The 26,522-nt window shown below is 73.0% G+C and carries 24 protein-coding genes and 1 pseudogene; 14 read left to right on the plus strand and 11 right to left on the minus strand.

Annotated elements, in window-relative coordinates; translation table 11 throughout:
• Nucleotides 1-21: 21 nt before the first annotated feature.
• Entirely contained in the window at nt 22-2,052 is a 2,031-nt protein-coding gene (locus tag ACFC2L_RS13795) for a PASTA domain-containing protein (protein ID WP_375824858.1), read from the minus strand.
• A gap of 93 nt (nt 2,053-2,145) precedes the next feature.
• Here ACFC2L_RS13795 and ACFC2L_RS13800 point away from each other — a divergent pair, with 93 nt between their 5' ends.
• Nucleotides 2,146-2,571, plus strand: coding sequence for an Rv2175c family DNA-binding protein (locus ACFC2L_RS13800; RefSeq protein WP_375824859.1), 426 nt, complete (start codon nt 2,146-2,148; stop codon nt 2,569-2,571).
• A gap of 21 nt (nt 2,572-2,592) precedes the next feature.
• On the opposite strand, the gene ACFC2L_RS13805 is transcribed toward ACFC2L_RS13800, so the two are convergent.
• The gene (locus tag ACFC2L_RS13805) at nt 2,593-3,771 is read right to left on the minus strand and encodes a polyprenyl synthetase family protein (protein WP_375824860.1); all 1,179 of its coding nucleotides are present in this window, start codon (nt 3,769-3,771) and stop codon (nt 2,593-2,595) included.
• 55 nt (nt 3,772-3,826) lie between these two features.
• Nucleotides 3,827-4,399 carry a hypothetical protein gene (locus ACFC2L_RS13810; protein ID WP_375824861.1) on the minus strand — a complete coding sequence of 191 codons (573 nt, stop codon included), beginning with the start codon at nt 4,397-4,399 and terminating at the stop codon, nt 3,827-3,829.
• A 152-nt stretch (nt 4,400-4,551) separates the two neighbouring features.
• On the opposite strand from ACFC2L_RS13810, the gene ACFC2L_RS13815 reads away from it, so the two are divergent.
• The 4 genes and pseudogenes from ACFC2L_RS13815 (at nt 4,552) to ACFC2L_RS13830 (ending at nt 9,595) form a co-directional block, all read left to right on the plus strand.
• Nucleotides 4,552-5,733, plus strand: coding sequence for a DUF4192 domain-containing protein (locus ACFC2L_RS13815; protein WP_375824862.1), 1,182 nt, complete (start codon nt 4,552-4,554; stop codon nt 5,731-5,733).
• A 95-nt stretch (nt 5,734-5,828) separates the two neighbouring features.
• Nucleotides 5,829-6,227 (plus strand): universal stress protein, encoded by a 399-nt coding sequence (locus ACFC2L_RS13820; protein WP_375824863.1) that lies wholly within the window; start codon nt 5,829-5,831, stop codon nt 6,225-6,227.
• Nucleotides 6,228-6,498: 271 nt separating this feature from the next.
• Entirely contained in the window at nt 6,499-8,064 is a 1,566-nt protein-coding gene (locus ACFC2L_RS13825) for an RNA polymerase sigma factor (RefSeq protein ID WP_375824864.1), read from the plus strand.
• A 352-nt stretch (nt 8,065-8,416) separates the two neighbouring features.
• Nucleotides 8,417-9,595, plus strand: a pseudogene (locus ACFC2L_RS13830) (IS30 family transposase).
• Nucleotides 9,596-9,756: 161 nt separating this feature from the next.
• Here the strand turns inward: ACFC2L_RS13830 and ACFC2L_RS13835 are convergent.
• The gene (locus ACFC2L_RS13835; RefSeq protein WP_375824865.1) at nt 9,757-9,960 is read right to left on the minus strand and encodes a hypothetical protein; all 204 of its coding nucleotides are present in this window, start codon (nt 9,958-9,960) and stop codon (nt 9,757-9,759) included.
• Nucleotides 9,961-10,157: 197 nt separating this feature from the next.
• On the opposite strand from ACFC2L_RS13835, the gene ACFC2L_RS13840 reads away from it, so the two are divergent.
• The 5 genes from ACFC2L_RS13840 to ACFC2L_RS13860 all read left to right on the plus strand — a co-directional run bounded on the left by ACFC2L_RS13840 (nt 10,158) and on the right by ACFC2L_RS13860 (nt 14,499).
• Nucleotides 10,158-12,287 (plus strand): type IIA DNA topoisomerase subunit B, encoded by a 2,130-nt coding sequence (locus ACFC2L_RS13840; RefSeq protein WP_375824866.1) that lies wholly within the window; start codon nt 10,158-10,160, stop codon nt 12,285-12,287.
• A gap of 2 nt (nt 12,288-12,289) precedes the next feature.
• On the plus strand, nt 12,290-12,934 hold the full coding sequence (locus ACFC2L_RS13845) for a cation transporter (protein WP_375824867.1): 645 nt from the start codon (nt 12,290-12,292) through the stop codon (nt 12,932-12,934).
• 64 nt (nt 12,935-12,998) lie between these two features.
• A complete protein-coding gene (locus ACFC2L_RS13850; protein WP_375824868.1) occupies nt 12,999-13,472 on the plus strand; it encodes a DUF4430 domain-containing protein in 474 nt (157 codons plus the stop codon).
• Entirely contained in the window at nt 13,469-14,047 is a 579-nt protein-coding gene (locus ACFC2L_RS13855; protein WP_375824869.1) for a DUF6580 family putative transport protein, read from the plus strand. Before ACFC2L_RS13850 ends, ACFC2L_RS13855 begins: the two co-directional genes overlap by 4 nt.
• 83 nt (nt 14,048-14,130) lie before the next feature.
• Entirely contained in the window at nt 14,131-14,499 is a 369-nt protein-coding gene (locus ACFC2L_RS13860) for a DUF2200 domain-containing protein (protein ID WP_375824870.1), read from the plus strand.
• A gap of 13 nt (nt 14,500-14,512) precedes the next feature.
• Here ACFC2L_RS13860 and ACFC2L_RS13865 read toward each other — a convergent pair whose 3' ends face one another.
• A complete protein-coding gene (locus tag ACFC2L_RS13865; RefSeq protein ID WP_375824871.1) occupies nt 14,513-14,953 on the minus strand; it encodes a VOC family protein in 441 nt (146 codons plus the stop codon).
• A gap of 111 nt (nt 14,954-15,064) precedes the next feature.
• Nucleotides 15,065-15,712, minus strand: a complete 648-nt coding sequence (locus ACFC2L_RS13870) for a dihydrofolate reductase family protein (protein ID WP_375824872.1) — start codon at nt 15,710-15,712, stop codon at nt 15,065-15,067.
• A gap of 169 nt (nt 15,713-15,881) precedes the next feature.
• Here ACFC2L_RS13870 and ACFC2L_RS13875 point away from each other — a divergent pair, with 169 nt between their 5' ends.
• The gene (locus tag ACFC2L_RS13875; protein WP_375824873.1) at nt 15,882-16,631 is read left to right on the plus strand and encodes a hypothetical protein; all 750 of its coding nucleotides are present in this window, start codon (nt 15,882-15,884) and stop codon (nt 16,629-16,631) included.
• 54 nt (nt 16,632-16,685) lie between these two features.
• Here ACFC2L_RS13875 and metH read toward each other — a convergent pair whose 3' ends face one another.
• The gene (gene metH, locus ACFC2L_RS13880; RefSeq protein ID WP_375824874.1) at nt 16,686-20,279 is read right to left on the minus strand and encodes a methionine synthase; all 3,594 of its coding nucleotides are present in this window, start codon (nt 20,277-20,279) and stop codon (nt 16,686-16,688) included.
• A 204-nt stretch (nt 20,280-20,483) separates the two neighbouring features.
• Here metH and ACFC2L_RS13885 point away from each other — a divergent pair, with 204 nt between their 5' ends.
• A complete protein-coding gene (locus ACFC2L_RS13885) occupies nt 20,484-21,617 on the plus strand; it encodes a GNAT family N-acetyltransferase (protein WP_375824875.1) in 1,134 nt (377 codons plus the stop codon).
• A 54-nt stretch (nt 21,618-21,671) separates the two neighbouring features.
• Nucleotides 21,672-22,088, plus strand: coding sequence for an SRPBCC domain-containing protein (locus tag ACFC2L_RS13890; protein ID WP_375824876.1), 417 nt, complete (start codon nt 21,672-21,674; stop codon nt 22,086-22,088).
• 6 nt (nt 22,089-22,094) lie between these two features.
• Here ACFC2L_RS13890 and ACFC2L_RS13895 read toward each other — a convergent pair whose 3' ends face one another.
• A complete protein-coding gene (locus ACFC2L_RS13895; protein WP_375824877.1) occupies nt 22,095-22,997 on the minus strand; it encodes a neutral zinc metallopeptidase in 903 nt (300 codons plus the stop codon).
• Between the two features lie 259 nt (nt 22,998-23,256).
• Between ACFC2L_RS13895 and ACFC2L_RS13900 the strand changes: the two genes are divergently transcribed.
• A complete protein-coding gene (locus tag ACFC2L_RS13900) occupies nt 23,257-24,855 on the plus strand; it encodes an ABC-F family ATP-binding cassette domain-containing protein (RefSeq protein ID WP_375824878.1) in 1,599 nt (532 codons plus the stop codon).
• On the opposite strand, the gene ACFC2L_RS13905 is transcribed toward ACFC2L_RS13900, so the two are convergent.
• The 3 genes from ACFC2L_RS13905 to ACFC2L_RS13915 are packed head-to-tail and all read right to left on the minus strand — an operon-like array spanning nt 24,828 to nt 26,487.
• Nucleotides 24,828-25,835: an SURF1 family protein gene (locus ACFC2L_RS13905; RefSeq protein ID WP_375824879.1), complete on the minus strand. Its 1,008-nt coding sequence runs from the start codon at nt 25,833-25,835 to the stop codon at nt 24,828-24,830. The two genes, ACFC2L_RS13900 and ACFC2L_RS13905, sit on opposite strands and share 28 nt — an antisense overlap.
• 35 nt (nt 25,836-25,870) lie before the next feature.
• Nucleotides 25,871-26,119, minus strand: a complete 249-nt coding sequence (locus tag ACFC2L_RS13910) for a hypothetical protein (protein ID WP_237842974.1) — start codon at nt 26,117-26,119, stop codon at nt 25,871-25,873.
• Nucleotides 26,116-26,487: a DUF3099 domain-containing protein gene (locus ACFC2L_RS13915; protein WP_375824880.1), complete on the minus strand. Its 372-nt coding sequence runs from the start codon at nt 26,485-26,487 to the stop codon at nt 26,116-26,118. Before ACFC2L_RS13915 ends, ACFC2L_RS13910 begins: the two co-directional genes overlap by 4 nt.
• Between the last annotated feature and the right edge of the window lie 35 nt (nt 26,488-26,522).

Genomic DNA, 26,522 nt, shown 5'->3' on the forward strand with positions numbered 1-26,522 from the left:
GGCACTGCTCGGGAGTCGACGTCAGAAGACGTTGATGACGATCGTCGAGCCCTTCGGGGCGGTGCGACCGTCGCCGCCCGGAGGGTCCTGGGCGTAGACGATGTTGAGCGGGCTGATGCCCTGGGGGTGCCGGACCTCGACCGTGAACCCCGCGTCGGTGAGCGCCTTCTCGGCGGCCTTGACGTTCATCGAGTAGGTGTTGGGCACCTCGACGAGCGGGGGACCGAGCGACACCACGACGTTCACCGTGTCCGTCCGGTGCGCGTCGGTGCCCTGCTCGGGGTCCTGGCGGACCACGAGGCCCGCGGCGACGGACTCGGAGTACTCCTCCGTCACCGCGGCGACGAGGCCCTGGTCCTCCAGCGCCTGGACCGCGGCGTCCTTCTCGGAGCCCGTGACCTGCGGCACGACGACGGGCGCCGGGCCCGACGAGACCGTGAGCACGACCGGGACGTCGTGCCGGATCGTGGCGCCCTCCTCGATGACGTTGCCGTCGGGGTCCTTCACGGCCATGACCTGGCCCGACGGCACCTCGTCGTGCGGCGTGGGGACGGGGTCGCCGAGGGTCAGGTCGGCGCCCTCGATCGCGGCGGTCGCCTCCTCCTGCGTCGCGCCCACCAGGCCGGTCGGCACCGTGAGCATCCGCACGCCCTTCGACACGACGAGCTGCACGCTGCCGTCCTTGCGTACGTCCTCGCCGGACGCCGGGTCGGTCGCCACGACGGCGCCCTCCGGCACGGCGTCGTCGTAACGCTCCTCGACCGTGTGGTCGAGGCCCGCCCCGTCCAGGATCGCGGCGGCCTCGGTCCGGGACGCCTCGACGAGCCCGCCGGGGACCTGCGTGTACGCGCCCGGCCCGGAGGAGAACCACCAGGCCGCGCCGCCGCCGGCCCCCGCGAGGACGAGCAGGACGACGAGCGACCAGACGACCGCCCGGCCTCGCCCGCGGCGTCGCGCCGTGACCGGGGGAGCGGGAGGTGGCGGCGGGCCCGGCCGCGTCGTCGGGACGACGACGTGCCCTACGGCGAGCGGCTCGGTGAGGCCGGCGGCCTCGCGGTCCTGCAGGCTGAGCGCGGCGAGGGGTGCGGTCGCCGCGGACCGGTGCTCCGTCGTCGGGCCGGGCCCGGGGCCCTCGGCCGGGGGTCCGTCGACGGTCGCGCCCGCGGGCGGGTCGACGCGCCGCTCGAGGTCGGCCGGGTCGAGCGCCGCGCGGACCGAGCGCACGAGCGCGAGCGCAGCGCCGGCGTCGGCGGGGCGGTCGGCGGGGTCGCGCGCGGCGAGCGCGCACAGCAGGTCGTCGACCTCCGGCGGGATCCACGGGGCGACGTCCGAGGGCGGCGGTACGTCGTTGTTGACGTGCTGGAACGCGACCTGGATGGGAGTCGTGCCGGTGTGCGGGACCGTGCCCAGCAGCATCTCGTACGCGAGGATGCCCACGGCGTAGACGTCGGTCCGCGCGTCGCACGCGCCCGTCGCGATGAGCTCGGGGGAGAGGTAGGCGACGGTCCCGAGGATGGTGCCGGTCGTCGTCGCCGTGACCTCGTTGACCGCGCGCGCGAGCCCGAAGTCGGTGACCTTGAGCCGGCCCTCGGTGTCGAGGAGCACGTTCTCCGGCTTGATGTCGCGGTGCACGAGCCCGGCGCGGTGGGCGGCGGCGAGCGCGTCGAGGACGTCCTCGAGCACGTCGAGCGTGCGGCCCAGCGGCAGGGTGCGCTCGGTGAGCATCGCGCGGCGCAGGTTCGAGCCCGCCACGTACTCCATCGTGAGGTAGCTCGTGTCGCCGTCGAGCCCCTGGTCGTACACGGCGACGAGGCCGGGGTGCGTGAGGCGGGCCGCCGCGCGCGCCTCGCGGCGGAAGCGCGAGACGAAGTCGGCGCCGGACGCGCCCTCGGCGAGGTGGGCGTGCATGACCTTGAGCGCGACCTCGCGCTCGAGCCGCCGGTCGACGGCCAGGTACACCGTCGCCATGCCGCCTCGCGCGATGCGCGAGACGACCTCGTACCGCCCGTCGACCAGGCGGCCGACGAGGGGATCGGTCGTCACGGTGGCCACGGGAGAGAGTCTAGGTGGCCCGACGTCGCGATCCGGTGAGCGCGGGCGCGCACGGCGTGGGTGTCGTGTGGAGGCACGCCGTAGGCTTGCCCGGTGACCGACCGCGACCCCAGCCCCCGCCCGACCCTCGACGACCTGGTCGGCGAGTGGCTGACCCTCCCCGACGTCGCCGAGGCGCTCGGTACCGACGTCGGCAAGGTGCGCCGCATCGTGCAGGAGCGCCGCGTCGTCGGCGTGAAGCGCGGCGAGCGCACGACGTTCCAGATCCCGGCCCGCTTCCTCGTGCCGCTGCACCTCGTCGACCCGGCGAACGCCGGCCGTCCGGACGAGAGCGGCCGGGTGGGCGTCCTGTCGAGCCTGCAGGGCACGATCGTGGTGCTCACCGACGCCGGGTTCGACGACGCCGGGATCCTCGAGTGGCTGTTCAGCCCGAACGACGAGCTGGGCGAGCCCCCGTTCGACACGCTCCTGAGCGGGCACAAGGCGCGGGTGCGCCGCGTCGCGCAGTCCGAGCTCTGACCCGGTCCCGAGGCGGCGGCGTCAGGCGGTGCGCTCGACCGCGGCCTGCGCGAGCAGCCCGAGCATCGTGGCCCCGGGCTCGGCGAGCCCGGCGTCGGCGAGGGCCGACGACGCGCGGTCGGTGAGCTCGGCGATGAGGGACTCCACGGCGTCGCGCGCGCCGGTGTCGACGAGCACGGCGCGCAGGTCCTCGACCGTGCTCGCGTCGAGGTCCGGGTCGCCCAGGTGCGTGAGCAGGAGGTCGCGCTGCGCGGGCGTCGCGGCGGCGAGCGCACGCACGACGAGCACCGTGCGCTTGCCCTCGCGCAGGTCGTCGCCCGCGGGCTTGCCCGTGACACGCGCGTCCCCGAACACGCCGAGCACGTCGTCGCGCAGCTGGAACGCCTCGCCCACGGGCAGACCGAACGCGCTCGTCGCCGCCACGGCGTCCTCGTCGGCCCCGGCGAGCGCCGCACCGAGCGCGATGGGGTGCTCGACGCTGTACCGCGCGGACTTCGACCGGATCACGGCCCGTGCGCGCTCCTCGTCGGCCGCGGGGTCGTCGCCCCAGGGGAGCACCTGCGCCTGCACGTCGAGGTACTGCCCGACGATCACCTCGGTCTGCATGCGACCGAAGACGACGCGCGACCGGGTCGCGACGTCGGCGGGGAGGGCGTCGAGCGCGTCGCCGAGCTCGCGGTGGCTCGCGATGAGCGCGAGGTCGCCGAGCAGGATCGCCGTGTTCTCTCCGTAGCGGTCCGCGTCGCCCGACCAGCCGAGCCCGCGGTGCCGCGCCCCGAACGCGCGGTGCGCGGTCGGACGCCCGCGCCGGGTGTCGGAGGCGTCCATGACGTCGTCGTGGAAGAGCGCAGCGGCCTGGAACAGCTCGAGCGCCGCGCCCGCGCGGAGCGCGACGGCGCGGTGCGGGCCGTCCGGGTCGCCGCCGTGCGCGCGCCATGACCAGTAGCAGAAGGCCGCCCGCAGGCGCTTGCCACCGGCGAGCAGCTCGTCCGTCGCGTCGGCGAGGGGGTCGGCGTCGGGGTGCGTGGAGGAGAGCTCCTCGCGCAGCGCGGCGGTCGAGACGTGCAGGGCCTCGTCGACCCCGGCGCGCACGCCCTCCCGGTCGACGAGCGCGCTCGGGCTCGGGTCGGTGACGCTCCGAGAGGCCCCCGGGACGTGGGGCTCGGGCGAGGACGAGGTCGGCAGCGACGGGTTCGGCACGGGGGCAGCCTATGCGGTGCGGCGCCTCGGCGGCGTCGTCCCACGGGAGGACCCGTCAGCCGGCCGCGACCTGCCCGCTGATCGTCACCAGTCGCTCGGTCTCGTCGTCGAACACGCCGACGGCCAGCGACTCGGTGGGGGACTCGGGGGCCGGCGTCCGGACGAACGTCGTGAGGGAGGTGAGCGCGCTCGGGACGCTCGAGGGCGACACCGCGAACCCGGCGGCGCCGAGCGCCTCCGTGTAGTAGGCGGTGAGCGCGTCGACGGGCTCGTCCGAGCGCAGGTTGAGGGTGACGTCGACCAGCGTGCCGTCCCCGGACGGCCGGGCCGAGCTCGCGAGCACCTGGGCGCCCGCGGGGACCGTGACGAGCTCTGCCGGGAAGCCCTCCACGAGGTCCCCGACGGCGGAGTCCGCGTCGTAGTCGGGCAGCGGCGTGCCGGGGGCGCCGGCAGCCTCCTCGGCGGGGGACGCAGGCGTGTCACGGGGCCCGGTGGCCCCCTGGACGTCGTCCGGGCCCGCCTGGCAGCCCGCGAGCGTCGTGCCGAGCAGCGCCACGGCGAGGACGACGGCGGACGCGTGGGCGGACGTGTCCGCTCGCCGCGCGCGGGCTCGGGTTCGTGGTGGCACGCGCACACCGTAGCCACCCGGGCGTCCGCGAGCCACCACCTGCCTCGGGGGTGGACCACAGGCGGAGCGACGGGTCGGGACCGGGCACCGGGCGTCCACAGGCGTTCGCGCGCTCGCCCCGCGAGCCGCCGGGACGGGCTGGGATGGGCCTCATGACCACGCTGATCCGGGCCCAGGGCCCGCGCGAGCTCCTCGCCTACGTCCCCTACCGGCTCGGCTACCGTCCCCAGGACAGCGTCGTCCTCGTCGGGCTGCGACCGCCGCGCGGTCGGGTCGGCCTCGTCGTCCGGGTGGACGTGGCTGACGTCGCCGACCTCGAGCACGGCCCGCAGCTCGCGCGCTCCGTCGTCGGGCACCTCGCCGCCGACGGCGCGCAGCGCGTCGTCCTCGTCGTGTACACGGACGCGCCGCTGCGGTCCGGCGGGGTCGGGACCGCCGTCGCGCGGGCCGCCGTCGAGCACTGCCGGGAGGCGGTCGAGCCGCACCACGGTCCCGTGGACGTCTGGGTCGTGTCGCCGAGCGGCTGGTACGCGCTCGACTGCGCCGAGGACGAGTGCTGCCCGCCGGGCGGTCGTCCGCTGCGCGAGCTCGAGTCGAGCGAGGTGGGCGCGCACATGGTGCTCGCGGGGGCCGCGCTCGCGGACTCGCGCGAGGAGGCGCTGCGCATCCCGCGCGCGGGCGCCGACGCGCGGCGGCGTGCGGCGCGCGCCGCACGCCGCGTGCGGGACCGCGCTCGCGAGGGTGGTGCTCCCGGCACCTGGGCCGACCCGGACGCCGGCGCCGTCGCCCGACGTGTCGAGAGCCTGGCCGAGTGGCGCGCGGCGGTCGCCCGCGCGGTCGCGCACGAGCAGGACCGCGCCGGGGGTGAGGCCCTGGGCGCGGGGACCGGTACCGGGCTGCCTCCCGCCACGGTCCTCGGCAGGCTCGCGGCCGGGCTCGAGGCGGTCCCGGTGCGCGACGCGGTGCTCGTCTCGCTCGTGCCCGGGACGGGCGACCTCGCCGACCGCACGGTCCGTGGCGGCGACGTCGACGCCGGGACGGCGCACGCGATCGCGTCGATCGTCGACCCGGCGGCGGGGCTGGCGCCGGACCCGGACGTGACCGGCCCCGCCCGCGCCGTGCTCGAGGCGGTCGTGGCCCACGCGCCGCGCGGGAGCACCGCCCCGGCGCTCACGCTCCTCGCGCTCGTCGCCTGGTGGCACGGGGACGGCGGCAGGGCGGGACGGCGGCTCGAGGAGGCCCTCGCGGAGGACCCGACGTACCGGCTCGCCCTCCTGCTGTCGAGCGCGCTCGACGCGGGGGTCGCGCCGGGCTGGATCCGCGCCGACGTGTGAGCCGCGGCGCGCGGGTTCGGGTAGGTTCGACCGCAACACGACCTGCGGTCGCCGCCCGCGGCCGACCGCGCCCACGATCCGTTCCCGGAGGACACATGAGCGTCGTCGTCGCGCACCTGAGCACGCCCGAGGGTCGTGAGGCCCTCGACAGCGCGGCTACCGAGGCCGTCCGCCGCGGCACCGAGCTCGTGGTCGTCGTCACGGAGGCGTCGACCTCGACGCCCGAGCTCGTCGCCGCGCACGAGGACGACCTGCGCCGGGTCGAGGAGCGGCTCGAGGGGACGGGGACGACGCTGCGCCGCGAGCGGGGGACGTCCGACCTCGCCGAGGACCTCGTGAGCGCCGCCGAGCGGTCCTCGGCGGACCTCATCGTCATCGGCCTGCGCCGTCGCAGCCCGGTCGGCAAGCTCATCCTCGGGTCGAACGCGCAGCGCATCCTGCTCGACGCGCCCTGCCCGGTGCTCGCCGTCAAGCCCGAGCGTGCGGGGGCCTGAGCAGGGAATCTTCGCGGGTGCCCGGCCGTTGTACAGGCCAGGACCCGGGTGTCGGACGTCGCCGAGACGTGGTGCGCGGGCCGGCCGCGAGGCGGTCAGGTCCGACCTCACCTCGTGTCGCGGCGTCCGGTGCACGGATCGCCGGTACAATATAGGTATCCGCTAGAGCCCGACGACTCACCGTGAGAGTCCACGAGAAGCCCGCACTTCACGGTTCACGTCCCCGCTCCGGCGGCCCTACCGCCCCCCATGATTGCCGAAAGGTCGGTTTGTGGCGCCCTCAACCCCGATTTCCGCACTCCCGCGAGAGTTCGAGCACCCCGCCCTGCAGGAGCTCCTGCGGCGCGGCAGCGCGAACGGTCGCGTCGACGCCGAGAGCTTCCGCACCGCGTGCGAGCAGGCCGCCGTCAACGACGCCAAGCGGCTGAAGGCGGTCTTCCGCGCGCTCGCAGGCGCCGGCGTCGAGGTCGACATCCCGACCACGACGAAGGTCGCCGCGGCGGCGTCGCCGCGCAGCACGACGACGGCGCGCACCAAGCCCGCGGCGGCGAAGTCCGCGTCGGCGACCAAGCGCACGACGACCGCCACCAAGGCCGCCCCGGCCGCCGAGGGCGACGCGGCCGAGGCCGCTCCGTCCACCGGCCCCGCGAAGCCCGCCGCGCGCAAGACCGCGGCCAAGGCGCCGGCCAAGGCGAAGGCGACGCCCGCGCGCGCCAAGAAGAAGGACGACGACGAGGACGACGCCGAGGTCGAGGTCGAGGACCTCGAGATCGACGTGACCGAGGACGACGAGGACGCGGCCGCGGACACGGGCACGAAGAAGCCCGCCGCCGGTGCCGCGACCGAGGAGCCCGAGGAGACGGGCTTCGTCGTGTCGGACGCCGACGAGGACGACGCGCCGGTCCAGCAGGTCGTGACCGCGGGTGCGACCGCGGACCCCGTCAAGGACTACCTCAAGCAGATCGGCAAGGTCGCGCTGCTGAACGCGGAGCAGGAGGTCGAGCTCGCGAAGCGGATCGAGGCCGGCCTGTTCGCGGAGGAGAAGCTCGCGGCCGAGGGCGACGACCTGGACCGCAAGCTCAAGCGTGAGCTGCAGTGGATCGCGCACGACGGCAAGCGGGCGAAGAACCACCTGCTGGAGGCGAACCTGCGTCTGGTGGTGTCGCTGGCCAAGCGGTACACGGGCCGCGGGATGCTGTTCCTGGACCTGATCCAGGAGGGCAACCTCGGTCTGATCCGTGCGGTCGAGAAGTTCGACTACACCAAGGGCTACAAGTTCTCGACGTACGCGACGTGGTGGATCCGTCAGGCGATCACGCGCGCGATGGCGGACCAGGCACGCACCATCCGTATCCCGGTGCACATGGTCGAGGTCATCAACAAGCTCGCGCGCGTGCAGCGGCAGATGCTGCAGGACCTGGGTCGTGAGCCCACGCCCGAGGAGCTCGCCAAGGAGCTCGACATGACCCCGGAGAAGGTCGTCGAGGTCCAGAAGTACGGCCGCGAGCCCATCTCGCTGCACACGCCCCTCGGCGAGGACGGCGACAGCGAGTTCGGCGACCTCATCGAGGACTCCGAGGCGATCGTCCCGGCCGACGCCGTGAGCTTCACGCTCCTGCAGGAGCAGCTCCACCAGGTGCTCGACACGCTCAGCGAGCGCGAGGCGGGCGTCGTCTCGATGCGGTTCGGCCTGTCCGACGGGCAGCCCAAGACGCTCGACGAGATCGGCAAGGTCTACGGCGTGACGCGCGAGCGCATCCGCCAGATCGAGTCCAAGACGATGTCGAAGCTGCGGCACCCGAGCCGCTCGCAGGTCCTGCGCGACTACCTCGACTGACGTCCCGCCCTCGGGCGGCCGGCCCCCACGGCCCGGCCGCCCGACGGCGAGAAGCGTCGAGACGCACGAAGGCCCCGAGGAGATCGGCCGGTTCTAGCGGTCCTCGCAACACCCAGAGTTTCTGGGGGTTGCGGGGACCGTGGCGTTTCAGGACGAGCGTGGGGCGCTCAGGGCGAGATTCTTCGAGGTCTTCGATGACGTCGGGAGTACGACGGTCGCGGCGCGCATGGTCGGGGTGAACCGGCATACCGCTGCGGGGTGGGTGCGTAGGGCTGGTCGCCGCTCGGCAGGTGTCGGCGGTCATGGGCCGCATCCTGGCAGGGGTGAGTACGCGCGTCTTCGGCGTGCTGGTGTGTCTCGGCGGCGTGCCGCCGAGCAGGTCGGCGTCAACGAGCGCACCGCGCGGGACTGGGATCACGGGGTTCGTAAGACACGCAGCTCGCGAACGTATCGCGATGGTCGTCGGGTGGACTACAACACGGGGGTGGCGACTCATGTCGATGTGTCCGAGGCGCTGTCGGCGGCCGCCCTCGAAGCCGGACTGGATCCACGATTCTTGACGTTGACCGAGCGGGAGCTGATCGCGGACCTGCGCCGGGAGGGTGCGTCGTTGCGGGCGATCGGGCGGGCGTTGGGTCGCCCGGCCTCGACGATCAAGCGGGAGATCGATGCGCGGTCCGTGGAGGGCGTCTATCGCCCGTATACGGCGCAGCGGGCTTGGGTCGCGTCCCGCCCGCGCCCCAAGGAATCCAAGCTCGTCCGGCCTGGACCGTTGCGCGAGTACGTGACCGCGAAGCTCGCGATGCGGTGGTCGCCCGAGCAGATCTGTCACGCTCTGGTCACGGAGCATCCGGACGACGAGAGCATGCGGGTGATACAGAGACGATCTACCAGGCGCTCTACGTCCAGGCCCGCGGCGGTCTGAAGCGTGAGGTCGCGACCGCGTTGCGCACGGGACGCACCCGACGCAAGCCCCACCGCAGCCCCGGCCAGCGCACGCCCCGGTTCGTGGACGAGATGGTGATGATCTCCGAACGCCCGCCCGAGGTCGAAGACCGGGCGGTGCCCGGTCACTGGGAAGGCGACCTGATCGTCGGGACCGGGACACGGTCCGCGATCGTGACCCTGGTCGAGCGCACCACTCGCTACGTGATGCTGGGTCACCTGCCCGGCACACACACCGCCGAGGAGGTGCGAGACGTGCTCGTCTCGCTGATCGGGACCCTGCCGGCGCACCTACGCGGCTCGCTGACCTGGGACCAGGGCTGCGAGATGGCCGCGCACAAGCAGTTCACGATCGCCACGGACGTGCCGGTCTACTTCTGCGACCCGCACTCACCTTGGCAGCGCGGCAGCAACGAGAACACCAACGGACTACTACGCCAGTACTTCCCCAAGGGCACCGACCTCAAGGTCTTCGGCCCCGAGGACCTCGAGCCACGTCGCCCAAGAGCTCAACGGACGACCACGCAAGACGCTCGACTGGGATACCCCAGCCGAGCGTCTGCGTGATCTACTGACGGCCACATAGACCATCAGGTGTTGCGAGGACCCCTAGAAACCACCGATCTCCTCGGGGCCTTCGTCGTGTCGTCGGTCGTGGGCCGCCGGACCGGGCGGTGGAGCCGGTCCTCGCGGCGCTCCCGGCAGCCTCGCGCTCGTGGCGCGGCGCCGGGCGGTGCGAGCGGCGGGTCAGCGCGCGCCGTGCTCCGCGAGCAGCTTGTCGGTCTCGTCCTGGATGGACGTCGCGAGGTCGGTGTAGGCGTCGGCGTGCGCCCGCGCGTGGTGGCCGCAGAACAGCAGCTCACCGCTCGGCAGGACCACGCGGACGTACGCCTGGGCCCCGCAGCGGTCGCAGCGGTCGGCCGCGGTCAGCGGTTCGGTGGTGGTCGTCATAGCAGTCACATGAACATCAAACCATCCGGTCCTCAGGATTCGTCCCGTGGGGGCACCGGGTTCGCTACCCGCGAAGCGTCTCGGGTCCGTGCGAGGTCCGTGCCGAGCCGTACCGGGTCGCGTGCCGAGGCCGGAGCCGGGCGGGCCCGCGGCGGGGGAGCGCAACGGTGTGGGCGCGCTCGTCTAGGCTTGCCGCCGTGACGACCACCTCCGCTGAGTCCAGCTACACCGCTCGGCACCTGTCCGTGCTCGAGGGCCTCGAGGCCGTGCGCAAGCGCCCGGGCATGTACATCGGGACCACCGACTCGCGCGGCCTCATGCACTGCCTGTGGGAGATCATCGACAACTCCGTCGACGAGGCGCTCGCCGGGAACTGCTCCAAGATCCTCGTCGTGCTGCACGCCGACTCGTCCGTGACGGTCGAGGACGACGGCCGCGGCATCCCCGTCGACATCGAGCCCAAGACCGGCCTGTCCGGCGTCGAGGTGGTGTTCACCAAGCTGCACGCGGGCGGCAAGTTCGGCGGTGGGTCGTACACCGCGTCGGGCGGTCTGCACGGCGTCGGCGCGTCCGTCGTCAACGCGCTGTCCTCGCGCCTGGACGTCGAGGTCGACCGCGGCGGCAAGACGCACCGCATGACGTTCCACCGCGGCGAGCCCGGCGTCTTCACGGACCCGAAGTCGGGCCCGACTCCCGACGCCCCGTTCGAGCCGTTCGTCTCCGGGTCGGAGCTCGCCGTCGTCGGGAAGACGAAGCGCGGCGTCACGGGTACGCGCGTGCGCTACTGGGCCGACCGTCAGATCTTCCTCAAGACCGCCGTCTTCTCCTACGACGAGCTCGTCACGCGCGTGCGCCAGACGACGTTCCTCGTCCCGGGCCTCGAGATCACCGTGCGCGACGAGCGCGGCGTCCCCGGGACGCCGGGGGAGTCCGGGCCGCACGAGGAGACGTTCGTGCACACCGGCGGGTCGGTCGACTTCGTCGACTTCCTCGCGCCGGACACGCCCGTCACCGCGACCTGGCACCTCACCGGCTCCGGGTCCTTCAGCGAGACCGTCCCGGTGCTCGACGACCGCGGCCACATGACGCCGCAGGCCGTCCAGCGCGACTGCGAGGTCGACGTCGCGCTCCGCTGGGGCACGGGCTACGAGACCGAGGTCCGCAGCTTCGTCAACATCATCGCCACGCCCAAGGGCGGCTCCCACCTCGGCGGGTTCGAGCAGGGCCTGCTCAAGGTGCTGCGCAAGTCCGTCGAGACCAACGCGCGCCGCCTCAAGGTCTCGACGAAGGACGCCTCCGAGCGCATCGAGAAGGACGACGTCCTCGCGGGCCTGACCGCCGTCGTGACCGTCCGCCTCGCGGAGCCGCAGTTCGAGGGCCAGACCAAGGAAGTGCTCGGCACCGCGCCCGTGCGCGGCATCGTGTCGCGCGTGGTGGAGAAGGAGCTGAACGCCCTCCTCACGTCGACCAAGCGCGACGAGAAGACGCAGGCCGCGCTGCTGCTCGACAAGGTCGTGGCGGAGATGCGCGCGCGCATCACGGCACGCAAGCAGAAGGAGATCTCGCGGCGCAAGAACGCGCTCGAGACGTCGTCCCTGCCGGCCAAGCTCGTCGACTGCCGCAGCGACGACGTCGAGCGCAGCGAGCTGTTCATCGTCGAGGGCGACAGCGCGCTCGGCACCGCGCGCCTCGCGCGCAGCTCCGACTTCCAGGCGCTGCTGCCCATCCGCGGCAAGATCCTCAACGTGCAGAAGGCGTCCGTGAGCGACATGCTCCGCAACGCCGAGTGCACCGCGATCATCCAGGTCCTCGGTGCCGGCTCCGGGCGGTCGTTCGACCTCGAGGCCGCGCGCTACGGCAAGATCGTGCTCATGACGGACGCGGACGTCGACGGCGCCCACATCCGCACCCTGCTGCTCACGCTCTTCTACCGGTACATGAAGCCGCTCGTCGAGGCGGGCCGCGTGTTCGCGGCCGTGCCGCCGCTGCACCGGATCGAGGTCATCGGTGCTGGCCGTCGCAAGAACGAGTACATCTACACGTACTCCGAGGCCGAGCTCGCCGCGACCCTCAAGAAGCTCGACAAGGCCGGGCGCCGCTACAAGGACGACATCCAGCGGTACAAGGGCCTGGGGGAGATGGACGCCGACCAGCTCGCCGAGACGACGATGGACCCACGCCACCGCACCCTGCGTCGCGTCACGGCCGAGCACGCCGAGGCGGCGGAGCGCGTGTTCGAGCTGCTCATGGGCAGCGACGTCGCGCCGCGCAAGGAGTTCATCGTCGCGGGGGCGGCCGAGCTGGACCACGCCCGCATCGACGTCTGACGGTGACCGCCGGACAGGACGCGCGCCGGTCCGACGAGGCCGACGTCGCGCGCCGCCTGCGTCGTGTCGTCCTGGTCGTCGCGGCGCTCAACCTGGCGTACTTCGTCGTCGAGCTGACCGTCGCGCTCGCGGCGGGGTCGGTGTCGCTGCTCGCCGACAGCGTCGACTTCCTCGAGGACACGGCGATCAACCTGCTCATCGCCGTCGCGCTGGGCTTCCCGCTCGCGCGGCGCGCGGCCCTGGGCAAGGTCATGGCGCTGCTCATCCTCGGTCCCGCCCTCTTCGCGGCGTGGGAGGCCGTGCAGCGCTTCGGCGACCCGACGGCGCCCCACGTCGTGCCGCTCGTCCTCGCCTCGCTCGGGGCGATCGTCGTCAACGGCGTGTGCGCGTGGCTCCTGGTGCGGGTACGGCACCACGGCGGGTCGCTCAGCCGGGCGGCGTTCCTGTCGGCGCGCAACGACGTGCTCGTCAACGTCGCCGTCATCGCGATGGGGCTCGTGACCGCGTGGACCGGCTCCGGCTGGCCGGACCTCGTGCTCGGGTGCGGGATCATCCTCCTCGCGCTCCACTCCGCCTACGAGGTCTGGGAGGTCAGCGAGGAGGAGCGGCTGGCCGCCAAGGCCGTCGCGGGGGAGGAGATCGGATGACGGTGCGTCGTCCGACTGGCGGGCGTCCGGGCGCGCGTCCGCGCACGCTCCGTACGCTGTCGTCGTGACCCTCCGAACTCTCCGCGACGCCTCCGCGCGCCCGCTCACCGCCCTGACCGCCGTCCTGCTCGCCGCGGGGCTGCTGGCCGGGTGCTCCTCTACCGACGAGCCGGCCGCCGACGCCGCGTCGCCGTCCACGTCGACCGCGAGCGAGGAGTCGAGCGCCCCGGCCGACGACGCGACGGACGAGGCGTCCGACGACGAGTCGGACGACGCCGAGGACGCCCCCGAGTTCTCGTACGAGGGGCGCGCCGGCGCCACCGCGCTCGACCTGCTGCTCGAGGCGGACCCGTCCGCCCAGGTGACCGGCGAGGGCGAGAACGCGTTCGTCACGGCGATCGACGGCGTCGCGGCCGACCCGGACAGCGAGTTCTGGGCGCTGTACGTGAACGACGAGATGGCTACCGTGGGAGCAGGATCCCTCGAGACCAAGGACGGGGACGAGATCACGTGGAAGCTCGAGACGTTCACCTCGTGACGGGTTCGCAGGCCTCGATGGTGACCCGTTGGTGGCGCCCGGCGCTCGTCGTGGCGCTCGCGGCGCTCGCCGTCGTCTGGCGGCTCGTGCGCGCCGACCTGGGCGCGCCCGCCAACCTCGAGCTCGTCACGGCCGCGACGTTCGCGGCGACGTTCCTGCTGCGCTCGCGCTGGGCGTTCGTCGTGCCGCTGGCCGTGACGGTCGTGTCCGACGTCGTGCTCGGCAACACGGCGATCGCGCTCTTCACGTGGAGCGCCTGGCTCGTGGTCGGGCTGGGCTCGCTGCTCGCGCGGAACACGACCGGGTGGCGCCGGGTCGGCGCGGGCGCCGCGTTCGGCGTCGCGGGCTCGCTGTGGTTCTTCGCGTGGACCAACTTCGGCGTCTGGTTCCAGGGCCGTGGCGTCTGGTACCCGGCCTCCGTGGACGGGCTCGTCGCGAGCTACGTCGCGGGCCTGCCGTTCCTGCGCACGATGCTGCTGGGCAACCTGGTGCTCGTGCCGCTCGTCGCGGCGGGCACGCTGCTCGTGGACCGGCTCGAGACGGCGCACGGGATGGCCGCAGCCCGGCCCGCCTGACCCGCGCGGTAGCGTGGTCCGTGCCGGACAGCCGCATGTGCCGAACCGGCGACCGGCTCGTTCGCGGCAGGAGGAGGACACCCATGGCGGGACACCGGATCTTCGGGACGAGCTTCGCGAGCATCTACCCGCTCTACGTGACCAAGGTGGAGCGCAAGGGGCGCTCGACGGACGAGCTCGACCAGGTCGTCCGCTGGCTCACCGGCTACGACGACGCCGGCCTGGCGCAGGCGATCGCGGACGAGATCACGCTCGAGGAGTTCTTCGACCGGGCACCGGCGATGAACCCGAACGCCTCGCTCATCACCGGGGTGATCTGCGGCGTCCGGGTCGAGGACATCGACGACCCGCTCATGCAGAAGATCCGCTACCTCGACAAGCTCGTCGACGAGGTCGCGCGCGGCAAGAAGATGACGTCGATCCTGCGCGGCGAGCCGGCGGCCGCCTCGTAGCGCCGGCGAGGTCTCAGCCGAGCTGCTCCGCGATCCCCACGATGACGCCGCCGGGTCCGCGGAGGTAGCAGAGCCGGTAGACGCCCTCGTACTCGACGATCTCCCCCATCACCACGCCGCCGTGGGGCCCGAGGCGCCGCACCGTGTCGTCGATGTCGTCGACGGCGAACATCACCCGGTGCAGGCCCAGCACGTTCGGCGGGGCCGTGCTCAGGGCGAGGTCGAGCGGCGCTGGCGCGTGGTACCGGGTGAGCTCGAGGCGCCCGTGCCCGTCGGGGACGCGCATCATCGCGATCTCCGACCGCAGGCCGTCGAGCCCGACGACGCGCTCGGCCCACCGGCCTTCGATCGTCATCCGGTTCTCGAGCTCCATCCCGAGCTCGGCGAAGAACGCGACGGCCGCGTCGAGGTCGTCGACGACGACCGCCACGTTGTCGAGTCGCTGGATCGTCATGGGCACGTCTCCTGAGGTCGGTTTCCTGGGGTGCGGACTCGTGGGTCCGGGGTGCATGGGCTCCGAGCCGCCGGGCGCCGACGGGCTCTCGTGCCCGATGGCGCTCCTGGATCAGGCGTCCTGCCCGACGCCGCGTCCCGGCTCGCTCATGTCACCCGTCCCTGGGGTGCCGGCGGCGAGGCCGTAGCGCAGCAGGACGGTCCCGTGGGGGCTGGGTGCCGGTGGTTCGAGGAGGGTGAGGTTCGTGGGGACGGCGCCGCCGTCGAACACCGACTTGCCCGTGCCGAGCACGATGGGGTGCACCCACAGGTCGAGCCGGTCGAAAAGCCTCTCGTGCAGCAGCGTCTGCACCAGGTCGAGGCTGCCGACGACCTTGACGTGCTCGTGCCGGTCGCGCACCTCGCGCACCGCGGCAGGCAGGTCCGGGCCGAGCAACGTCGACCCGTCCCACGGCAGGTCAGGCGTGCCGTGCGACGCGACGTACTTGGGGACGCGGTTGAACAGTGCCGCGAAGTCGTCGTCCTGCCCGCCCTCCTGGAACGGCCAGTACGACGCGAAGATGTCGTACGTGCGCCGTCCGAGCAGCAGCGCGTCCGTGCCCTCGTACGCCGCGGCGATCTGCGCGCCCGCGACGTCGTCGATCAGCGGCGCCTGCCAGCCGCCGAACGCGAACCCGCCCTCCGGGTCCTCCTCCGGCCCGCCGGGCGCCTGCCCGACGAGGTCGAGAGTCGTGAACAGCTCGATCTCGATCGATCCCATGGCCCGCTCCGGTGTGCTCGTCGTCTGGGTCGAGGGGTAGACCGGTGGCCGTCGAAGAACTCATCGCGCTCGCCCGGTCGATCATCTCCAAACCTGTGGACAACCCGTGCTCACGCCGCCGTGCCGTCTAGCGTTCGAGCCAGGAGCACACACGGCCTGGAGGATCAACTTGCACACCCTGCACGAGCACACGACCACGACCGATGTCGCGCGGCACCGTTCCGGCGAGCCGGCTGCGCCCGGCCGGACGACATCCGTCGGCCACGGGATCGCGGGCCTCGCCCTCGTCGGCCTGCTCCTTGCGCTGAGCGGCTGCGCCTTCCCCCACGACATCGCGACCCACGACGACTCGGGTGATGCGGTGCCGGCACAGAGCGAGGGTGCGCCGACGACCTCCGCACTTCCTACGGACCAGGACTTCTCGATCGTCTCGGGCCAGCCGATCGCGACGCCGTGCTGGTCCTACGAGGGCCCGCGGACGTTCGTGAACAACATCTCGTCCGACGACGAGAACCTGTGCCTGGGCGCACTCGAGCTCTGGGGAGAGGTCACCGATGGCGCAGTGGTGCCGACGGGAGTCGGAGCGGTCTACGGTCGGGTGAAGGTCGAACCAGTGCGCGTCTCGACGTCCGACGCGTGGGGAGTCGGGACCGACCTCGACCGCGCCGTCGACGCCCTCGCGGACTCGTACTTCGCGGAGAACGGCACGATCCTCAGTCTGCACGAACCGACCACCCTCGGCGGTGTCCCGGCGAACATCACGCGGGTCGAAGGCACCTTCGCGGAGACGCGGACGAAGGCCTTCATCACCGCGTTCGCACCAGAGCCGTTCACGCCGGGCGACGACGCGGTCCAGTTCTTCGTGATCGGGATCGCACCCCCTACGACAACGGCGACGAACTCATCGAGCAGGTCGTGAGTACCTGGAGGTGGGCCTGACCTCCTGCCCGTGAGCTCCAGAACCCTGAGGCTGTCAGACGCTGAAGTACTTCGCCTCGGGGTGGTGGAACACGAACGCGTCGGTCGACTGCTCCGGGTGGAGCTGGAGCTCCGCCGAGAGCTCGACCCCCACGCGCTCGGGGCGCAGGAGCTCGACGACCTTGGTGCGGTCCTCCATGTCCGGGCAGGCGGGGTAGCCGAGGGAGAAGCGGGCGCCGCGGTACTCGAGCTTGAACATGCCCTCGACCTCGGTGGGGTCCTCGTCGGCGAACCCGAGCTCGTCGCGGACGCGGGTGTGCCACATCTCCGCCAGGGCCTCGGTCAGCTGCACGGACAGGCCGTGGAGCTCCATGTACTCGCGGTACTGGTTCGCGGCGAAGAGCTTCGCGGTGTAGGGCTCGACGGTCGCACCCATCGTGACGAGCTGGACGGGCAGCACGTCGTACCGGCCGGTCTCCTCGACCCACGACCGCGGCTTGACGAAGTCGGCGAGGCACAGGTGCCGGTCGCGGCGCTGGCGCGGGAACGTGAAGCGCAGCCGCTCGGTCCCCGGCTCGCCGCCCGACCCGCCGTCGGGCGCACCGATCCCTGCGAGCCCGGCGCCGTGGTGCGCGACGACGACGTCGTCGCCCTCCGACCAGACCGGGAAGTACCCGTACACGACCGACGGGTTCACGACGCCGTCGGTGCGGATGCGCTCGTACCAGGACTTGAGCCGGGGGCGGCCCTCGGTCTCGACGAGCTCCTCGTACGACGCGCCCTCGTCGCCGCGCCCCGGCTTCAGGCCCCACTGGCCCATGAACGTCGCGCGCTCGTCGAGGAACGCCGCGTACTCGGCGAGCTGCACGCCCTTGACGAGGCGCGTGCCCCAGAACGGGGGAGCGGGCACCGGGTTGTCGGCCGCGACGTCGGACCGCGCGGGCAGGTCCTCGACGGGCGTCTCGGTCACGGTGACCACGGCGTGGCGGCGCGTCTTGAGCGCGGGCAGCCCGACGGCGTCGGGCGACTCGCCGCGCGCCACGCGGACGAGCGGCTCCATGAGGCGCAGGCCCTCGAACGCGTCGCGCGCGTACCGGACGACGCCGGGGAACTGGCCCGCGAGGTCGTCCTCGACGTAGGTGCGCGTGAGCGCGGCGCCGCCGAGGAGCACGGGCCAGCGCCCGGCGAGCCCGCGCGACGCGAGCTCCTCGAGGTTCTCCTTCATGACGACCGTCGACTTCACGAGGAGGCCGGACATGCCGATCACGTCGGCGTCGTGCTGCTCCGCGGCCTCGATCATGGCCGAGATCGGCTGCTTGATGCCGATGTTGACGACGGTGTAGCCGTTGTTCGTGAGGATGATGTCGACGAGGTTCTTGCCGATGTCGTGCACGTCGCCGCGCACGGTCGCGAGGACGATCGTGCCCTTGGACCCGGTCGAGCCCTCGATCTTCTCCATGTGCGGCTCGAGGTAGGCGACGGCCGTCTTCATGACCTCGGCGGACTGGAGCACGAACGGGAGCTGCATCTCGCCGCGCCCGAAGAGGTCGCCCACGACCTTCATGCCCTCGAGCAGGTGGTCGTTGACGATGTCGAGGGCCTTGAGCCCGGACGCCATCGCGGTGTCGAGGTCCTCCTCGAGGCCCTTCCGTGCGCCGTCGACGATCCGGCGCTCGAGCCGCTCGCCGACCGGCAGCGCGGCGAGCTCCGCGGCGCGCTGGTCCTTGAGCGCCGCCGAGTCCACGCCCTCGAACAGCTCCAGGAGCCGAGCGAGCGGGTCGTGCACGAGGTTCCCCTCGTCGTCGTACCGCCGCCGGTCCCACACGAGGTCGAGCGCGGCCTCGCGCTGCTCGGCGGGGATCTGCGCGAGGGGGAGGATCTTCGCGGCGTGCACGATCGCGGAGTCCAGGCCGGCCTCGACGGCCTCGTGGAGGAACACGGAGTTGAGCACGGTGCGCGCCGCGGGGTTGAGCCCGAACGACACGTTCGACACCCCGAGCGTCGTGTGGATGCCGGGGTAGCGGCGCGTGATCTCGCGGATCGCCTCGATCGTCTCGATCGCGTCGCGGCGCGTCTCCTCCTGGCCCGTGGCGATGGGGAACGTCAGGGCGTCGACGATGATGTCGTCCACGCGCATGCCCCAGTCGCGCGTGAGCGTCTCGACGAGCCGGGTCGCGATCTCCACCTTTCCCGACGCGGTGCGCGCCTGGCCCTCCTCGTCGATCGTCAGCGCGACGACGGCCGCGCCGTGCTCGACGACGTGCGGCATGATCCGCGCGAACCGCGACGTCGGGCCGTCGCCGTCCTCGAAGTTCACCGAGTTCACGACGGCGCGCCCGCCGACGAGCTCGAGCCCCGCCGCGATCACCTCGGGCTCGGTCGAGTCGATGACGAGCGGGAGCGTCGACGCGCTCGCGAGGCGCGAGACGACCTGCTTCACGTCCGCGACGCCGTCGCGGCCCACGTAGTCGATGCACACGTCGAGCAGGTGCGCGCCGTCGCGCGTCTGCGCCCGCGCGATCTCGACGCACTCGTCCCAGTTCTCCGCGAGCATCGCCTCGCGGAACGCCTTCGACCCGTTGGCGTTCGTCCGCTCGCCGATCGCGAGGAACGACGCGTCCTGGTGCAGGTCCGTGTGCGAGTACAGGCTCGCGACGCCGTTCTCCCGCTCCGGGTGCCGCTCGACGACGGGCCGCGCACGCACCGCCTCGACGACGCGGCGCAGGTGCTCGGGCGTGGTGCCGCAGCAGCCTCCGACGAGCCCCAGGCCGAACTCGGTGACGAACTGCGTGTGCGCGGCTGCGAGCTCGTCGGGCGTGAGCGGGTACGTCGCGCCGTTCGGGCCCAGCACGGGCAGCCCGGCGTTCGGCATGCACGTCACGGGGATCTCGGCGTGCCGCGACAGGTGGCGCAGGTGCTCGCTCATCTCCGCCGGGCCGGTCGCGCAGTTGAGCCCGATCGCGTCGACGTCGAGCGCCTGGAGCGTCGTGAGCGCGGCCCCGATCTCCGAGCCCATGAGCATCGTGCCCGTGGTCTCGACCGTGACCTGGACGATGACGGGGACCTCGCGCCCGACGTCGCGCATCGCGTTCCGGGAGCCCGTCACGGCGGCCTTCGCCTGGAGCAGGTCCTGGCTCGTCTCGACCAGGATCGCGTCGACCCCGCCCTCCAGCAGCCCCGCGGCCTGCTCGGCGAACGTGTCGCGCAGGTGCGCGTACGTCGTGTGCCCGAGGCTCGGCAGCTTGGTCCCCGGCCCCATCGAGCCCAGCACCCAGCGCGGCTGCTCGTCGGTCGCGAACGCGTCGGCCCGTTCGCGCGCGATCCTCGCCCCGGCCGCGGCGAGCTCGCGGATCCGGTCGTCGATGTCGTAGTCCGACAGGTTCGACCAGTTGGCGCCGAACGTGTTCGTCTCGATCGCGTCGACGCCGACCTCGAGGTAGGCGTCGTGCACCGCGGCGATGATGTCGGGCCGCGAGACGTTGAGGATCTCGTTGCAGCCCTCGAGCCCTTGGTAGTCCTCGAGCGTCGGGTCCTGCTCCTGGATCATCGTTCCCATCGCGCCGTCGGCGACGACGACGCGCGTGCGCAGCGCGTCGGCAAGGGCCCGGGAACGGGCGTCGGCGAGGTCCTGGGGTACGACGATCGGCATGCTACGCAGCGTAGATCGCGCCCGCCCGGTCGTGGGGAGCCGTCTCAGCGGACCGCCGTGCTCGGCGAGGGATGCACTCCCGATCGAGAGTCGCACCTCGACGTGCGTCCTTCGCGCGGCGGTGCATCCCTCACCGGGTGACCGGGTGACGGGGAACACGAAAAGCGCGTGCCCGACGGCGCGGACGCACCTACCGTGGTCGGCATGTCCTCTCCCGCGACCGACCAGGTCGAGAACCCGGCCCCCGCGACGCTCGCTCCGATCGCGGAGCGCGCCGCCGCGCCGTCGACCCTCCCGGCCGTCACGGCGGGCGACCTGACCTGGCGGCATGCCGTGCCGGCCGACGCGCCCGCGCTGCTCGTCCTGCGCAACGGCATCGCCGCGGCGGACCAGGAGCCGTACCGCGAGACGATCGGCGAGGTCGAGGAGCTGTTCACCGCGCCGTGGCGCGACCTCGCGACCGACTCGCTCGTCGGGGTCGACGCCGACGGCACGCTGCGCGCGTACGCGCTGGTCGACACCAACCCGGGGGACGCGAACACCGTGCGCGCGTTCCTCTGGGGCGGCGTCCATCCCACCCATCGCGGGCGCGGGGTCGGGCGCGAGCTGTTCGCGTGGGAGATCGCGCGCGGGCGCCAGCTGCTCGCAGCGAGCGGCAAGGAGCTGCCCGGGCGCCTGCTCACCTACGGCGAGGACACCGACCCGCCGGCGAAGGCGCGGCTCTACGCGCGCTTCGGGCTCGAGACCCGCCGCTTCTACTCCGACCTGCGCCGCGACCTGTCCGCGCCCCTCCCCGACGTGCCGCTCGACGGGTCGCTGCGCCTCGTGCCGTGGTCGGACGAGCTCGACGAGGCGACCAGGCTCGCGCACAACGACGCGTTCCGCGACCACTGGGGGAGCGAGCCCCGCACCGCCGAGGCGTGGACGCACGGGCGCAGCGAGTTCGCGCCCCAGTGGTCCTTCCTCGTGGTCGACGATGCGCCCGACGTCGACGCGCTCCTCGCCGACCCGACGACGGACGCCGAGACCGCCGCGGCCCTGCGCGCCGGCGAGCCGCTCGTCGTCGGCTACGAGATGGCCGGCCGCTACGACGAGGACTTCCCCGTGCGCGGCTACACGTTCGGCTACACCGAGATCCTCGGCGTGCGCAGCGCGTACCGGGGGCGTCGCGTCGCCGTCGCGGCGCTCGCGGCCGGGATGCGCGCCTTCGCCGCGGACGGCATGCAGTACGCCGCGCTCGACGTCGACACCGAGAACCCGTCCGGCGCGCACGGCCTCTACGCGAGCCTGGGCTACGAGAAGGTGACAGGCTCGCGCATGTACTCGATCGAGCTCTAGCGAGCCCCGGCCGGGCTCCGGGACCGGCGTGCGACGCCGGAGGAGGTGGCGACGATGCCCGAGGTGGCCGTGGAGACGCTCGTGCCGCTCGGCCCGGACGGGGCGTGGGAGGCCTGGACGCGGCCCGACCGGCTCGCGACCTGGTGGTGGCCCATGTTCCCGGACACGGTCTACGACCTCGACCCCCGCCCCGGCGGCAGCTACCGCTTCGAGACGGCGACCGGCGGGTTCGGCGCTCGCGGTGACGTCGTCGCGGCCGACCGCCCGGACCGCCTCGTGCTCACCTGGACGTGGCTCGACCACGGCGCCGACGACGGCGGTCCCGACCCCGTCACCGTGACGTTCGAGCCGTCGGGCACGAGGACGCTCGTGCGCGTCGTCCACGAGACGGCAGAGGAGAACCGGGACCCCTACGCCGAGGGCTGGCGCGACTGCCTCGCACGGCTGGGGACGCTGGTCGACGGATCCTGACCGAGGTCAGAGGGTCGACGCGGACAGCGCGTTGCAGTCCTGGAGCGTGCCGCCGTTGTAGCCGATGGTGAACCAGCGCTGGCGCTGCTCGCTCGACCCGTGGGTCCAGCCCTCGGGATTCACCTGGCCGGTCGCGGCCTCCTGGATGCGGTCGTCGCCGACGGCGGACGCAGCCGACAGGGCGTCGTTCAGCTCCTGCTCGGTGATGGGGGCGAGGAACATGACGTCGGTGTCCGGGTCGGGGGTGCTGGCGGCGTGGCCGGCCCACATGCCGGCGAGGCAGTCGGCCATGAGCTCGATGCGCACGGAGTCGGACTCGGGGCCGGTGCCCTGCCGGTTCGCCGCGTCCATCGCGCCGACGAGCTGCTCGATGTGGTGGCCGAACTCGTGCGCGACGACGTACATCTCCGCGAGGCCGCCGTCGTTGGCGCCGAACCGGCTCGTGAGGTCGTCGTAGAAGCCGAGGTCGATGTAGACGGTCTGGTCGGGCGGGCAGTAGAACGGCCCGACGGCGCTCGTCGCCGCGCCGCAGCCGGTCGAGACCTGCCCGGTGAAGCTCACGACCTCGGGCAGGTCGTACGTGACGCCCGCCTGCTCGGGGAGCGCGTCGGTCCAGTACGCGTCGAGCGACTGCACGGTGCCGTTGAGGCGGCACTCGCGCGTCGTGTTCGCCTCCTCGGCCGTGCACGCGTCGATGTACTCCTGCTGGCCCTCGCCGTACGCGCCCGAGTCGGACCCGTCGCCGCCCGTGAGCGCGCTGAGGTCGACACCGGTCTGGTTGCCGACGAACGCGATGAGCAGCGCGACGAGCACGGCCCCGATCCCGCCGCCCGCGATCATCGTGCCGCGCCGACCGCCGCCCTTGCGGACCCGTCCGCCCTCGAACGAGCCACCCTCCTGGAAAGTCACAGGTCAACGCTACCGCCGGGCCGTGCGCCAGGCGTCCTGGTGCGGGTGCCCGGCCGGCGCGCGAGCACGATCCCGGTGCCGAGCACCGCTCTCGCACGGGCCCCTGGCGGAATGGGGTGGGACGCGACGCCGGGCCCCCGTAGAATCGACGAGGCCCGGACGCCGGGGCGCACGCGCCCCGGCCCCACGACGAGCCGCCGGCCGACCGGCCGGGAGAGGGCCGTCGTCGGGCACCCGCACCACCCGAGAGGACCCTCCCGTGATCACCGCTCACGGCGTCGAGCTGCGCGTCGGCGCCCGCGTCCTGCTGCACGAGGCGAACTTTCAGATCGCCTCGGGCGACCGGATCGGACTCGTCGGGCGCAACGGCGCCGGCAAGACGACCCTGACCAAGACGCTCGCGGGGGAGACCCAGCCGACGGCCGGGAAGATCACGCGCGGCAACGACATCGGCTATCTGCCGCAGGACCCGCGCACGGGAGACCTCGACGTCATCGCGATGGACCGCGTGCTCTCGGCCCGCAACCTCGACAAGATCGTGCGCCAGATGCGCGAGACCGAGGGCGCGATGGCGAGCGCCGATGTCGAGACGCACGAGGCCGCGATGGAGCGCTACCCGAAGCTCGAGGCGCGCTTCCTCGCCGCGGGCGGCTACGCGGCCGAGAGCGAGGCGCACCGCATCACGAGCAACCTCGGCCTCGACGACCGGGTGCTCGGGCAGCCGCTGAGCACGCTGTCCGGCGGTCAGCGCCGCCGCATCGAGCTCGCGCGCATCCTGTTCTCCGGGGTCGAGACGCTGCTCCTCGACGAGCCGACCAACCACCTCGACGCGGACTCGATCATCTGGCTGCGCGACTACCTCAAGTCGTACGGCGGCGGGTTCGTCGTGATCTCCCACGACGTCGAGCTGCTGCGCGCCACCGTGAACAAGGTCTTCCACCTCGACGCGAACCGCGGGGAGCTCGACCAGTACAACCTCGGGTGGGACGCGTACCTGGCGCAGCGCGAGTCCGACGAGCGCCGCCGCCGTCGCGAGCGGCAGAACGCCGAGAAGAAGGCGGGCGCGCTGCTCGCCCAGGGCGAGAAGATGCGCGCCAAGGCCACCAAGGCTGTGGCCGCGCAGCAGATGATGCGCCGCGCCGAGAAGATGCTCGCGGGCATCGAGGGCGAGCGTCAGACCGACAAGGTCGCCAAGCTGCGGTTCCCCAAGCCGGCCCCGTGCGGACGCACGCCGCTCACCGCGAGCGGGCTGTCCAAGGCGTACGGGTCGCAGGAGGTGTTCGCGGGCGTCGACCTCGCGATCGACCGCGGCAGCCGCGTCGTCGTGCTCGGCCTCAACGGCGCCGGCAAGACGACGCTCCTGCGGATCCTCGGCGGCGTCGAGAAGCCGGACACGGGCGAGGTCCACCCTGGGCACGGTCTGAAGATCGGCTACTACGCCCAGGAGCACGACACGCTCGACATGGACGCGACCGTCGTCGAGAACTTGCGCCACGCCGCGCCCGACCTCACCGACACGCAGGTGCGCTCCGTGCTCGGGTCGTTCCTGTTCTCCGGCGACGACGCGGACAAGCCGACGAACGTGCTGTCCGGCGGGGAGAAGACGCGCCTCGCGCTCGCGACGCTCGTCGTCTCGGCGGCGAACGTGCTGCTCCTCGACGAGCCGACGAACAACCTCGACCCGGCTTCGCGCGCCGAGATCCTCGGGGCGCTCAAGACGTACGAGGGCGCGGTCGTCATGGTCACGCACGACGACGGCGCGGTCGAGGCGCTCGAGCCCGAGCGCGTCCTGCTGCTGCCGGACGGCGACGAGGACCTGTGGAGCGACGACTACGCGGAGCTCGTCTCGCTGGCCTGAGCGGGCCGGTCCTGCGCGGTCTCGCGGCCCGCGCCGAGCTGGGCGTCGACGAGGGCGTCCTCCTCGTCCTCGGCGCTTGGCCGGCGGCTGCGCGGCTCGCGACGTGCGCGGGTGCCGGCGGGGTCCTGGGCGGCGAGCAGGTCGCCTGCCGTGAGCGTCGTCTCCTCGCCGCGCGCGTCGCGGCGGTCGCGGCGGACCAGGAGCCAGAACCCGGCGACCGCGCCGATCGCGAACACGCCCCACTGGAACGCGTACGACAGGTGCGACCCCGGGTCGGTGTCGGGCTTGGGCAGCGCCTCCAGCGCCTCGGCCGCGGGCGGCACCTCGGTGCGGAGCTGGCCGTACGCGCCGACGGTCCGGCCCTCGGCCCACGCGGTGCCGTCGGGCCCGGCGGCGAGCACCTGGTCGGTCGCGATCGCCTGGACCTGCCCGTCGGGAGCGTCCCGGCCCGACGGCGGCTCGTCGCCCCGCAGCGTGACGGTCGCCTCGACCTCGCCCTCCGGGGGCACGGGGACGTCACCCGGCGTGACGGCGTCGCTGCCGAGCGGCACGAACCCCCGGTCGACGACCACGACGAGCCCGTCGGGCGCGGACGGCGTGGGGTCCGTCACGAACGGGACGAGCACGTGGAACCCGGGGCTGCCGCCGACGGGGCGGTTGCGCAGGAGGACGGTCGCGTCGGTCTCGTAGCGGCCGACGAGCGTCACGGGGCGCCAGAGGTCGGCCTCGTCGAGCGTGGCGCCCGGACCGTCCAGGACGTCGTCGACCGGGACGGGCTCGGACGTGTAGTTCGTCTCGATGCGGTCGATCTCCGCCTCGCGCGAGACGTACCGGTTCCACTGCCAGCGCCCCGCCACGAGGCACAGCGCGACGAGGACGACGACCCCGACCGCGAGGGTCACCCACTGGCGCGGCGTGCGCGGCTGGTGGGCCTCCGCGGTGGCGCGCTCCGGCGTCGGGCCGCCGGGGTCGCCTCCCACCAGGCCCCCCGGTCTCCCCGGGGGCGTGGCCTGCGTCACGGGGCCGCCCGGCGCTCGAGCTCGTCGACCGGCACGGTCGAGCGCCAGAACGAGCGGGCACCGAGGAACGTCTCCAGGTGCTCGCGGTGCGCGTCGCACGCGAGCCAGACCTTGCGCCGCTCGGGCGTGTGGATCTTGGGATTGTTCCACAGCAGCCCCCACACGGCCGCCTCACGGCAGCCCTTGGCGCTGCACACCAGGTCCTCCTCGCCGACGGGGTCGGCGAGGCCCAGCACATCGGTCACCGGTCGTCCTCCTCGTGGTCCTGCTCGTCGTCGCGCGGTCCTGCGCCGGCGATCCCGTGGGATCCCGGCACCCCGGCCGCGGGCAGCGCGCGGTGCTCCATCGGCGAGGTGTCGTAGTGGGCCTGGTCGCGCCCGGCGTTGGCGATGAGCACCGCGCTGTACGGCAGGACGATCGCCGCGGCGGCGAACACCCAGGTCAGCCAGCTTGGCGCGACGAGGATCGCGGCCACGAAGCACGCGATGCGGATGCCCATCTGGATGAGGTACTTGCGCTCGCGGCGCGACTGGTCGGCGGCCAGCGGCTCCGGGGCTGACGTGATGCTCGGGACCGCCTCGGCCGACCTCCGGGCCGTGCGTCGTGTGCTCACCCCTCCAGTCTACGTTTGTCGGGACCCCACAAAGT

Origin of the sequence: Cellulosimicrobium sp. NPDC055967 (assembly GCF_042269845.1) — a bacterium.
Lineage (GTDB): Bacteria > Actinomycetota > Actinomycetes > Actinomycetales > Cellulomonadaceae > Cellulosimicrobium.

Bases quoted from the DNA above. Each gene is read 5' to 3' on its own strand.
- ACFC2L_RS13815 (WP_375824862.1), top strand. From the start codon at position 4,552: ATGACCACGCTGATCCGGGCCCAGGGCCCGCGCGAGCTCCTCGCCTAC.
- ACFC2L_RS13820 (WP_375824863.1), top strand. From the start codon at position 5,829: ATGAGCGTCGTCGTCGCGCACCTGAGCACGCCCGAGGGTCGTGAGGCC.
- ACFC2L_RS13835 (WP_375824865.1), bottom strand. From the start codon at position 9,960: ATGACGACCACCACCGAACCGCTGACCGCGGCCGACCGCTGCGACCGC.
- ACFC2L_RS13860 (WP_375824870.1), top strand. From the start codon at position 14,131: ATGGCGGGACACCGGATCTTCGGGACGAGCTTCGCGAGCATCTACCCG.
- ACFC2L_RS13865 (WP_375824871.1), bottom strand. From the start codon at position 14,953: ATGACGATCCAGCGACTCGACAACGTGGCGGTCGTCGTCGACGACCTC.
- ACFC2L_RS13870 (WP_375824872.1), bottom strand. From the start codon at position 15,712: ATGGGATCGATCGAGATCGAGCTGTTCACGACTCTCGACCTCGTCGGG.
- metH (WP_375824874.1), bottom strand. From the start codon at position 20,279: ATGCCGATCGTCGTACCCCAGGACCTCGCCGACGCCCGTTCCCGGGCC.
- ACFC2L_RS13885 (WP_375824875.1), top strand. From the start codon at position 20,484: ATGTCCTCTCCCGCGACCGACCAGGTCGAGAACCCGGCCCCCGCGACG.
- ACFC2L_RS13890 (WP_375824876.1), top strand. From the start codon at position 21,672: ATGCCCGAGGTGGCCGTGGAGACGCTCGTGCCGCTCGGCCCGGACGGG.